The sequence below is a fragment of the Thermoclostridium stercorarium subsp. stercorarium DSM 8532 genome (genome assembly GCF_000331995.1).
In the GTDB taxonomy this organism is placed as follows: domain Bacteria; phylum Bacillota; class Clostridia; order DSM-8532; family DSM-8532; genus Thermoclostridium; species Thermoclostridium stercorarium.
Genome location: NC_020134.1, coordinates 1,303,529 through 1,315,388 on the forward strand (window position 1 = coordinate 1,303,529; position 11,860 = coordinate 1,315,388).

The 11,860-nt window shown below is 41.4% G+C and carries 8 protein-coding genes; 7 read left to right on the forward strand and 1 reads right to left on the reverse strand.

Annotation, left to right across the window (positions count from 1 at the left end):
- Positions 1-83: 83 nt before the first annotated feature.
- The gene (locus CST_RS05640) at positions 84-1,391 is read left to right on the forward strand and encodes an amidohydrolase (protein ID WP_015358881.1); all 1,308 of its coding nucleotides are present in this window, start codon (positions 84-86) and stop codon (positions 1,389-1,391) included.
- Between the two features lie 38 nt (positions 1,392-1,429).
- Here the strand turns inward: CST_RS05640 and CST_RS05645 are convergent, their stop codons facing one another.
- The gene (locus CST_RS05645) at positions 1,430-3,190 is read right to left on the reverse strand and encodes an Rqc2 family fibronectin-binding protein (protein WP_015358882.1); all 1,761 of its coding nucleotides are present in this window, start codon (positions 3,188-3,190) and stop codon (positions 1,430-1,432) included.
- Between the two features lie 414 nt (positions 3,191-3,604).
- On the opposite strand from CST_RS05645, the gene CST_RS05650 reads away from it, so the two are divergent.
- The 6 genes from CST_RS05650 to pfkB all read left to right on the forward strand — a co-directional run bounded on the left by CST_RS05650 (position 3,605) and on the right by pfkB (position 11,856).
- Complete coding sequence (locus tag CST_RS05650; protein ID WP_015358883.1) at positions 3,605-4,408, forward strand: CvpA family protein; 804 nt, start codon at positions 3,605-3,607, stop codon at positions 4,406-4,408.
- A gap of 151 nt (positions 4,409-4,559) precedes the next feature.
- The gene (locus CST_RS05655) at positions 4,560-6,521 is read left to right on the forward strand and encodes an S-layer domain protein (RefSeq protein WP_015358884.1); all 1,962 of its coding nucleotides are present in this window, start codon (positions 4,560-4,562) and stop codon (positions 6,519-6,521) included.
- 21 nt (positions 6,522-6,542) lie between these two features.
- Positions 6,543-8,075 carry an S-layer homology domain-containing protein gene (locus CST_RS05660; protein ID WP_015358885.1) on the forward strand — a complete coding sequence of 511 codons (1,533 nt, stop codon included), beginning with the start codon at positions 6,543-6,545 and terminating at the stop codon, positions 8,073-8,075.
- A gap of 91 nt (positions 8,076-8,166) precedes the next feature.
- Positions 8,167-9,654: a S41 family peptidase gene (locus CST_RS05665; protein ID WP_015358886.1), complete on the forward strand. Its 1,488-nt coding sequence runs from the start codon at positions 8,167-8,169 to the stop codon at positions 9,652-9,654.
- 35 nt (positions 9,655-9,689) lie between these two features.
- A complete protein-coding gene (locus CST_RS05670) occupies positions 9,690-10,847 on the forward strand; it encodes a DUF5711 family protein (RefSeq protein WP_015358887.1) in 1,158 nt (385 codons plus the stop codon).
- A gap of 64 nt (positions 10,848-10,911) precedes the next feature.
- Complete coding sequence (gene pfkB / locus CST_RS05675; RefSeq protein ID WP_015358888.1) at positions 10,912-11,856, forward strand: 1-phosphofructokinase; 945 nt, start codon at positions 10,912-10,914, stop codon at positions 11,854-11,856.
- Positions 11,857-11,860 lie beyond the last annotated feature (4 nt).

Below are 11,860 nucleotides of genomic sequence, written 5' to 3' on the forward strand. Positions count from 1 at the left end.
TGGTTAAGGAATATTTTGACATTAAAAGCCGGAAAGGGATATAATCAAAACCGAAAGCCTTTTTGATGCAGGAGGTATTTTTCATGGGATATCATATAGAAAACATTACAGTTGTAACATGGGATAATGACGAGCTGAGAATAATCAAAAATGCCACCGTGGAAACCGAAGGAAACAAAATAACCTATGTGGGCGGGAATAAAAACGATGGTTCAAAAGGCGAAGGAAAGGTCGGAATAGACGGTACGGGAAAGGTGTTAATTCCCGGTCTTGTTAATGCGCATACCCACGTTCCGATGACTCTGATGCGAAGTTATGCCGATGATTTGGATCTTCACACATGGCTGTTTGATCATATTTTCAAAATAGAAGACAGACTTACCGATGAAGACGTATATTGGGGTTCGCTGCTTGGAATGATGGAAATGATCGCAGGCGGTACCACCTGTTTCAATGACATGTATTATTTTGTTGACCGGATCGCCGAAGCCACTGCGGAATCCGGGATGCGTGCGTTACTTTCCCGCGGTTTGACGAATAATGAGGATAAGGATGATTACAGCGATGATTACAGAATAAAGGAAGCCGTTGAGACATTCAAAAAATGGCACGGTGCAATGAATGATCGGATTAGGGTTGCGTTTGCGCCCCATGCAATATATACATGCGCCCCAAAATATATCCGAGCGATAAGAAATACGGCTGAAAAATTCGGTACTTGCATTCATGTTCATGTTGACGAAACTTTAAAAGAGCATAATGACTCCCTTAATCAGTTCGGGAAAACGCCTGTTCGGCATTTATATGACCTGGGGCTCTTTGATTTGCCGACGATAGCCGCGCACTGTGTTCATGTAACCGAACAGGACATGGAGTTAATGAAGGAAAAAAGCGTATCTTTTGTTCACAATCCGGGAAGCAACCTGAAACTCGGCAGCGGAATCGCGCCTGTACCAGAAGCGTTAAGAAAAGGCTTAAACGTTGCTTTGGGAACCGACGGTGCGTCCAGCAATAATAATTTAAATATGTGGGAAGAAATGAACCTTGCCGCTCTTATTCATAAAGGAGTAAGGAGGGATCCGCTGGCAGTTAGGGCGGAAGAGGCGTTCAAAATGGCCACGGTTAACGGGGCAAAAGCATTGGGATTTAATAACGTGGGTCAGATAAAAGAAGGCTTTGTTGCAGACATGGTTATTCTGAATTTTTCAAAACCCCATTATCTGCCTGAACACAATCCTGTCTCCAATCTGGCATACTCCGCCCAGGCTTCAGATGTAGAGACAGTTTTCGTTGATGGGAGAATTTTGTATGATAAAGGGGAGTATAAAACACTGGACACCGAAAAAATCCTGTATAATGTCAATAAAGTATGCCAAAGACTTTTCGGGTGAAACAAGATATATAAACCCGTCAGTTCGTCGGGCACTTATTATTGCCCGATGAACTGATTGTTCTCCGCAGACAGAAAAGCAGGTTCTTTTGGGTCCACAACCACTGTCTTATAGTTTACATATACAACCATACCAGGCTTTGCGCCGGAAGGTTTTCTGACGTATTTTGCCCTGGTATAGTCAATCTGAACTTTTGATGAATTGCGTGCCTTGCTGAACCATGCCGCAAGAGACGCAGCTTCGAATAAAGTTTTTTCGGGTATTGGATCGGGAACGCGTACAATAACATGCGAGCCAGGGATATTTTTCGCATGAAGCCATAAATCATCCGGTTTTGCAAATTTAAGCGTCAGTTCGTCATTTTGCACGTTGTTTCTTCCAACCCATATCTGATAACCTTCCGACGATTTAAAACAAAGAGGACCGGATTTCTGAACGTTTCTTTTCGGTTTTGCCGTTTTCCGTATATAACCCTGGTTACTCAGCTCTTCACGAATTTCTTCCACCTCTTCGACAGAATTGGCTTCTTCGAGGTTGAAAAGAACATTTTCAAGGTATTCCAACTCTCTTTTTGCAATTTTCATCTGTTCTGCCGCGAAAGCCATGGCAGACTTTGCCTTGCTGTACTTTTTGAAATATTTCTGTGCGTTCTCCTGGGGTGTAAGACTTTCGTCAAGTTCAATATCTACATAAGTTTCCTCATGCTCATAGTAATTCAGCAACCTGCAACTTTTCATTCCTTTTTTTAGCATGTGTATGTTTGCGGTTATAAGCTCCCCGTATAACCTGTAAGTCTCCATATTGGAGTTTTCATCAATGGTTGTGGCATGAATGCTAATTTTCTTTTCGCATCTCTCAATGTTTTGTTTTACAATTTTTATCAGTTCATTTGTTTTTGACTTTATAAGGTCTTTGACGGCAGTATATCTGAAATAATTGTCAATTGCCTCACTGATGCTGCCGTATTCTTTGAACCACCCATACTGGGTAAGTTTAATTACGTGAAAGTCAACCGCCTTTTTCAGGTTTTCATCTATCACCACATTTGGTGAATATTCTCCGCTTTTGATAGTATTGGTAATATTTTGCAATACTCTGGTCAACACGGAAAGCTTTTCGCTTTTTATGCTGTTTGCAGGAGTGCCGGGTTCAATTCCGGCCCTGTGGCAGATTTCGTTGCAAAGCACCGGACTGAAGCCCTTAATCCTGTTCAGCAGGACTTTGGAAATGGGGATTTGTTCATTTTCAAGGGATAGAATAAAATTTTCAATATTCAGTTCGGTGGGAATTGTTTTATCCTGCGGAGGAGGTAAGACATATGTCCTTGCAGGCATTATTTCCCTTACCCGGTTTATGTCCTGATCAATGTGCTTTATTGCGTCAATAATCTTCCCTGAGCTGTTCACAAGAATTATATTGCTGTGCCTTCCCATTATTTCAACGACGACCTTTTTTATGCTTTTGTCTCCGAGTTCATCGGAAGATTCCACATACAGGTTAATAATCCTCTCATAATCCAGACATTCAACTGCAGTTACGGTTCCGCCAATAAGGTGCTTTCTGAGAAGCATGCAAAATACCGGCGGAGTTTCAGGGTTTTCCAGGTCCAGTTCAGTTAAATGGATTCTTGCCGAATTTGCGTTACAGTTCATTAAAAGCCTGTAGTTTTCATTATTGGCCCTGATATGAAATATCAGTGTATATTTCTCAGGTTGGTATATTTTGAAAATACGCCCGCCTGATATTTTTTTGCTTAATTCGTCAGCCACGGCTTCCGCAACAATTCCGTCAAAAGGCATTTCATTTCACTCCGTTTCGCCATGTTTCTTAGGATATAATTATGCTTTATTTTAGCATACAACGGGGAATAGAGAAATGATAACTCTCAAAAAGGGAAATATTACAGTTTTATTAGTTTTGTTTTACAAAATCAATAAAATGTGTTATAATTTTTTCCAGTCAGGACAAGCCTATAGAGAGATCAAAGCAACTGCAATGTTTTTATGAGTTCATCTCAGTTCTGAAAGGAGAAATTGCTATGCTTCTGAAAAAAAGATCGGTTGCGATAAGTGTTCTGATAGTTTCGATTATACTGTTTCTGATGGTGAATATGTCCACTTTCATTAAGTAATTGCTGTTTCGTGGTATACATGATATATTAGTGTCACGGGTATGAAAAAGCTGGTACGATGATTTTTTTTCTGGAGGTAAATATGTCGCGGGAGCGCTTAAATATAGACCGGATTCCCATTGTGATTCTGATGATTGCCCTTGCAGCCGTAGTATTTTTGAATTATATACTGCAATGGGGCCTGAACTGGATCGATTATACCATTATTGGTGTTATATTCATAAGTGCTTTTGTTGGCTATGTCAGGGGGCTGATTAAGGCAGTTTTCAGCTTGGCAGGGTATATAGCGGCCGTTGTATGCTCTGCCCTTTTTTCCGAACCTGTGGCTCTTTTTATTATGGAAAAGACGAATATCAGGGAAACAATAGTCAAGACCCTTGAAGAAGCCTATTCAGGATTCACCGTTCCTGCGTTCAGGCAAAGCGTTGATTTTTCGGTTATCGAAAACAGTAACCAGCTTTTTGAGAAATATCCCGTCCTGAAAGAATTTCTGAATGACAATACGATATTGGGGCAGTTGTTTGACATGGCCAATCCTTTGGAAGCTGGAGCGAATGTTTTAAGCGACGCTGTTGCGTCTTTGGCCGATCTCCTTGTTTTTTCAGTCCTTAAGGTTATTTCAATTATTATTGTTTTCTTTTTGGTTAAGCTGATTGTTTCCATCATCGGCGGAATGATTAACTCGCTGATTTCCCACAGCGGTATCTTGAGCACTACGAACAAAACGGTAGGCATGATTCTTGGAATGGTTATAGGCTGCGTCATTGTTTATGTGGCAATGTTTTATGTCATTCCTTTTCTTGGCTCGCTCAATATCATAGCCATACCAAAAGAATATGGTGAATCGGTGATATTGGGATTAATTTTCGCAAAAAAATCCCTGTAAGCATTAACATTTCCTTTAGTTTAGGTTTAACGCATATGAAACCGACCTGTCTGTTTTTGTCATATTATTGAAACAGTATTTTACTTCATTTATCCCGACACTTTTCCGATAAAAAAATATAGAATATGTTTGGTTGAAACGGGGGATAAAATTGGTATTTGCGAAGAAAAACAGGAGCAGAATTGCAGTTTTGATAATTGCCCTTATTATGATAACTGTTTTTCCTGTCGATACTGTGGCTAATGATGCAGGTGTGAAATACAGGTTTGTACGTATCTTTTCGGTAAATCCGACAAACAGGACCGTCCGGGCCGAAACTCTGCTCGAGCTTTCGTCTCCTGATCCGGGATCAGTTAACCGGGATAAAATTTACAGCATTGAATCCACGGGTGTTTTTGTAGAATTGACCGTAAGCCGGGAATGTCCCATTTATATAGGTTCAGCTCAGGGGACATTAAGTGATATAAAACCCGAGAGTTTAATGGTTGTTACGATGGAAGACAATATTGTAACCAGGATGGTTAGTGTTGACGGATTACTGTTGCAGGAAGCGGGTATTTACAACGGTATTCTTGAGGAGAATAACACCGGTTTGGGATATATAACCCTTTATTTTCCTGATGGGTCAGGTACTTCACCTGGTTTAAGGAATGCTCTTTCCTATTACCGTACATATTCATATCTGAGAGCCGATGAGGTTGAGGTATACAAAAACGGTGAGCCTGCCGACATCGAAGATTTAAAGCCGGGGGACAGCGTTTTTGTGAAAGTGAACGGTGAAGGCACGGTAGTTAAAATAAGCGCTACCGATAATTTTTATCCGGTTTATGGAAGGGTGAGGACAAAGGGAAACTGGTTGCTTCAGTTGGAAACAACGTCCGGAGACGTGGTGCAATACCGCATTCCTTCCAATACCCCAATTTTTATTGATAAGAAAAAGGCTCAATGGAGTGACATTAAGGAAGGAGACGAGGTACGCATATTGATCCAGACAAGCGGTAACCAGACAATAATAGGGGAAATTGTGGCTAAAAAGAAAGAAACAGAGATAGATGCCGTTTACAGAGCAAAATTTTATTCTTATGACAAACTAAGTAACAGTATCCTTGTTCATAATATCCAGCAGTTTAAGGACGGCATTTGGGAAATGCCAGGGTATGGTTTCAGTAAATTGAATATAAACGAGAACTACGTCCCGGGTATACCTAAAGGTATGAATGGTTCGACGGTATATATCGCAACCGGGAAAAATATAACAGGCAAGGAATCGGTTGTGTGCCTTGCCTTCGCAGATGACGAGCTCAAAGCCGAAATTTCCGGAGATACGATTGTTGATGTGGATCCCGGACGTGGCCGGCTTTCTCTTTTGAATAAAAGTTCATATATAAATTATGATAACAGTTCAATAATAGTAAAAAACGGAAAACTTCTTAGTCCTAACCAGATTAAAATCATGGATGATGCCTATTTCGTTACAGGTGTTCAGAGCGACGGAACTGTCAGAGCAAATGTCATTTGGGTCAAAGAACAGCTTTTGGATACAGGGGTGACGCTGCTCCGCGGAAGGATAGCCCAGATTGATTTGCTAAGCAGTATGACTCTTGAATCCTTCTCGGAATTCAGGGAACCCGACTGGGAGTATAATAACGTCAGGAAGACGCTGACTATTGATCCAATGCTTACAAGGGTATTCGATGATGACGGAAGAATAGACCTGACTCTTTTTGACGATGCGGGTGAGAAAAGTTATAAAAAACGTACTGTTTACGTTCTTGCTCAGGAGGGGAAAGCCCTTCTTGTGAGTACCGCTCCGTTCGGCGATGTGGTTTATAAGGGAAGAATATATGATTTGCCGGGATTGAAAAAGGATGCCTTCAATCATGTGGTCACACCCGCCACATCGCTGGTTATCAGGGACGGAATACGGTACAATGACAGTCAGGCTAAGTGGGAAGAAGTAAGTGAGGTGCAGTTTTCATTCCTGCCCAATACCGTTTTTATGAAAAACGGCAAAATCATTGATGCGTCCCAGCTGGAGACAGGGGACAGGATAACCGTAATTAAGTCTGAAACGGGCGAAAACGCTTTTGTTGTGATTGTTGATACATTTTAATTGCGAACACGGGGGATTGGAATGAAATTGAGAGACCGAAAAACAGCTGTTATATCTTTTATACTTTGTGCTTTTATACTCCTGAGCCCTACTGTTTCTTCGGCATATGTGGGGTCGATGGGTTTTGAGGGGGGAATATCGGCGGCGAATCCCTTTGAAGAAAACACATACACATACCGTGAAGTGTGTTTTCTTACAGGAACCCCGATTATACTTGAGGGCACAATGACTGTTAAGAAAAATGTGAAAAATGAAAAGGTTACCACCACTTATAAATATAATCTTGAAAATAAGGAACAGAATGCTACGATTACCCGGACAATTGTTATGGAAACAGTGAAGACGACGAATGAAAACGGACAGACCACTGAAAAGAGCAGTATTTCAAAAAAGCCGACAGAGATAGTTAAGGTGGGGAGCAAAATATTTGAATTAACAAATTATGAATTCACCCGTTCAGGCATCACGGATGCGCGTCCTGCTGTTTATTACAATACAGGTGAGTATATTCTAAGGAAAACCTACAGAATAAACAGCGGCGGAACGATAACTGTTGAAATGACGGGGAGCCAGTACGGATATGATCAGTACTGGAGCTCTGCAAAATCGGCGAATGTGGATGTCGCCATTGCCGCCAGACCGGAAATAGGCGGGAAAACTGTGGCATGGGGCGGTCAGGCCAAAATTTTCGTTTCCAGCGTTGCCAAGAAGGGATTTGAATACGTTGAAAACCAACCGTATCAGATAAGTTTTGAAGGAGGATACGTGGAGAAGGATTACGAAGAGAGTGTTCTTGAGTATGAAGCGCAGCTTCCTGAATTTGACAAGGACGGAAAACCGACCGGGGTTATGAAGGATTATAAAGAGAGAATCGGGATTGAATCCACACCGGTTCTTACCAGATTACAAGTTCCCGATTTGAAACACCTGGCAGGGTATTGGGCCGAAGAACCGGTAAAGGTACTTTTCAGCCTTGGAATAATACCGGGTATAGGGGAGGATTTTAATCCGGCGAAATATATTACAAGAAAGGAATTTACCGTAATGGTGGTAAGAGCGATAAAAGATATCCCTGAGGATCCGGATATAACAAAGAAGCAGAAAACGACCGCGAGAACCACACGGAATAAAACTCCGGAAATTTCACCTTTCCGGGACGTTTCAACCGATGATCCTTTTTATGAGGATATTAAAAAGGCAAACAGCCGTGGCATAATTCAGGGAACAGGCGATGCATACTTTTCGCCGGAAAAGAATATAACTTCTGCGGAAGCAGTAACGATGCTGATTAGGGCTCTTGGTCTTGAAAGTCTTGCGCCGTATCCATATGCGGTAACGCCTTTTGTTGATAATGACGAAATCCCTGCCTATGCGAGGAATTATGTAGCAGTGGCCTATAAAATAGGTCTTATCAGTGGTGACAGCAGGGGTTATTTCCATCCTAACAGGTACATGACCTACGAAGATGCGTCGGTGCTTTTATACAAACTTATCAGATACATGGGCGAGGAGCTGGTAAAAGATTACCGTGAACGCTTTTTAAGCTACTGGTAAAAATTATTGAAAGAACTGGTTAACGGTGATAAAATTTTAAGAGTAATGTAGGTCGAAATTGGGCTGACGATGCAGAAAGCAGGGATAAGTAATGAAGAAGATTGAGAAGTTTTGTGTATGCTTTTTGTCTTTTATTATCGTTTTATCATACATATTAGTATTACCTGTCAATGCCGCGGGAGAATATTCCGATTACCTTGACAGCGTTATGAATATGGTTCTGGAACGCTATTACAGGGACGTAACAAGAGAAAAGCTTTTGGAAGGTGCGCTGAAAGGTATTTTCGGCGGTCTGGATGATTATACGGTATTCTATGATATGGAAGAAGCAGAAAGTTTTTTCACGTCAATGGAAGGTAACTATCAGGGGATTGGCGTTGAAATAATGCAAACCTCGGAAGGGGCGCTTATTACACGCGTGTTTGACAATTCTCCGGCTGAAAGTGCTGGGCTTTTACCCGATGATATAATTGTGACGGTTAACGGGCAGGATGTGAAAGGGCTGTCAACACAGGATATAGCAAACCTTATAAAGGGTGAAAAGGGGACTATTGTAGAAATCGGAGTTATACGTGGCTCGTCTGACGAGATAATTTATTTCAGCGTGGAAAGGAATGTTGTAAATTTAAGTCCCGTTGAGTGGAAAATTTATGACGATGTTATGTATATAAAACTTGAGTCATTCAGCAGCAACAGCGCCCATTATTTCGGGCAGGCCCTGAAGGAAGCGGACAGCAGGGGAATAAAGAAACTGGTTCTGGATCTTCGGAACAATCCCGGAGGCGAGGTCAGTCAGGCAGTAAACATTGCAAAATTCCTTGTGTCAAAAGGAATTATAACAACCCTGGATTTTAAATCCGAAGAATATCAGGATGTGGTTTACCGTTCCCATCTTGAAAAACCGAAATATGTGACAGCTGTTCTTGTTAACGGTAATACCGCGAGCGCATCGGAAATTCTTGCGGGCGCCATACAGGATTCAGGGGACGGTTTCCTGGTGGGGACCAAAACCTTCGGCAAGGGCGTTTTCCAGAATGTATACCCAATTCTTAACCCTGAAGCGTATGAAAAATATAAAAGTTTGTGCGGGGAAAGCATTGTGGATGGTTATGAGTGGATGAATAAGTACAACATTCGGGTAATGCAGTCGGATATTATTGGCTGGGTTAAGATAACCACCGGTCATTACCTGACCAGGAACGGCAGAATGATTGACGGAGTGGGATTGATACCCGACTTTGCCGTTGAAGATTATAGCCTTATTGAAGGAATAGACATAAACAGTATTAAGGAACTGGGTTCAGACAGGACGATAGAGTTAAACGGCGTGGGCAATGACGTGTACAGCTGTGAAAAAATACTGAAGATTAAGGGGTATGATATCGATACCCCGGATAATATTCTTGACGCAAAGACAAGTGACGCGCTGAAAAAATACCAGGCGGATAAGGGGATTAAGGTAACCGGTGTGTTGGACGGTACAACGAAGAACAAACTGAATGAAGATTTGAACAATCTTCGTTTTACGATTGACAAGCCGCTGGCAAAAGCCATTGAGCTTCTGAAACTGTTGAATTAACTTATAACCTAAACGGGGAATATGCTGAGGTACAAATGACAAAGGAAAGAACGGTAAAACCTGTTAAAATTGCTCTGAAGATACTTATATTGATAATTTTAATAAGTGTCATTTTGTCTGCAGTTTTAATTTCGATGGATGAAAATGATATCAATTTTGACTGGAGTACATTGAATCTCAAGGCAGTTGCTGAGAAGCTCCACATTGAAAACTCAATAAACCAGGCAAAAAACATCAGTTTTGATGATCTTGACATTTCCCGGACTGCAGAATATGACGGTAATTTACTGGTGCTTACAAATTATGATATCAGGCTGATTTCGCCCGAGGGGGAAGAGATCTGGTACTATACTCATGAAGTGCGGCATCCCGTTCTTAATATAAGCGGGCAATGGATACTTGTATATGAAAAAAACGGGAAATCCTACATGGTGATAAAGGACGGAAAAGTAGTTCTGAAAGAAACATTGGATGAAGAAATAGCTTTCGGGGAAGCGACCGAGAGGTATATATTGTTTATTACTGCAGGCAACAACGGTTACAAGCGTACGCTGCAGTTTGTTTCCCCCGAAACGGGTTTAAGCCTTGGTGCGATGTATATTGACGATTATTATCCTTATTATTTTAAAACATTAAATAGCGGTAACAGTTTTATACTTTATGGTCTTGGAATGAATTCGACCGATATATCTACTATTATAAGAATATATGAAAGCAGCGGGAAAACAGCTCCGTTGGCTAATGTTGAGATTGAGGGTCTGTATCCCGTTATGTACGGCAACGGCAGCCGGTATGTTTTCGTAGGCGATTACAGACTTTTTTGTTATAACAGTGATTTGGAGCTGCTGTGGTCGCAGAAATATACGGATAATATTGCTGCAGCGGGGCTTTTTGAGAACAACGCCGTTGTCGTAGCGTTAAACGGTGAAAAGAAAATGATAAAGTTTTACAATTCCAATGGCGATGAGACAAAAAGCATTGAAACCAGGAACAATGTTCAGAGCATTGTGACTTATAAAAATACCGCTGCTGTTGTATTTGGCTCGAAAGTAACTTTTTACGACAGTTCCGGTAAAGTTATCGGCGAGGCTTCAATGCCGGGCTTAAGCATGGATGTACATTTTGTAAATACCGGGCAGGCTTTCCTTGTAACCGAGCATGAAGCAGTTCTTTATAACATTTCTGGCAGATAGCATATTTATTGTTTGTATATGCATTGTATGCGTATATATAAATATATAAAACAGGTGTTTGCATATGATTTTGACGGTTACGCCTAACCCTGCAATAGACAAAACCCTTTATGTGGAAGAACTAAAAAAGGGAGAGCTGAACATAGTTAAGAATGCGAGAACCGATCCGGGCGGAAAGGGAATAAACGTATCCAAAGCATTGTGTTCATACGGTATGGAACAAATAGCAACGGGTTTTGTCGGCGGAGCTAACGGAAGGCTTTTCATGGATTTGCTGGACGATTATGTTTTTCGGAAAGATTTTCTTGTAATTTCAGGGGAGACCCGCATCAACATAAAAGTCATAGATATTAGAACCGGTATTGTTACAGAAATTAATGAGCCCGGGCCGGTTATTTTAAAAGAAGAAGCAGAAAAATTCACTGAACTTTTAATGAAATACCTTGAGGAATGTGAGCTTGTAATCCTGTCGGGAAGCCTTCCGAAAGGTTTGCCCTCTGATTTCTATGGCAGGTGTATTCGGCTGGCATCGGGAATGAAGGTTAGGACCGTTCTTGATGCCGACGGGGAAACCCTGAGACATGGATGCGGTGCGCGTCCTTTTGCAATTAAGCCGAACATTCACGAATTTGAACGTCTAACCGGCAAAACCTTTTCAGATTACAAAGAAATAAATTACAAAGAAATAAAGGATGAAATAAAATCTCTGCATAAATCTGGGATTGAGCTTATACTTGTTTCTCTCGGCGATAAAGGATCTATACTGAGTTACAGGAATAAAATATATCATGCAATGCCAATACCTGTTCAGATAAAATCAACGGTTGCTTCGGGGGACGCAATGGTTGCTGCGCTCGCATATTGTATTATAAATGATTTTCCGCCTGAGAAAACAGCCAGAATAACTTCTGCCGCAGGTAGTCTCACTGCAGCTCTTGATGGCTCGGATATGGCGGAATGGGAGGATATTAAGAAAGAATACGACAAAGTCCATATTGAGGAAATTTAAGCGG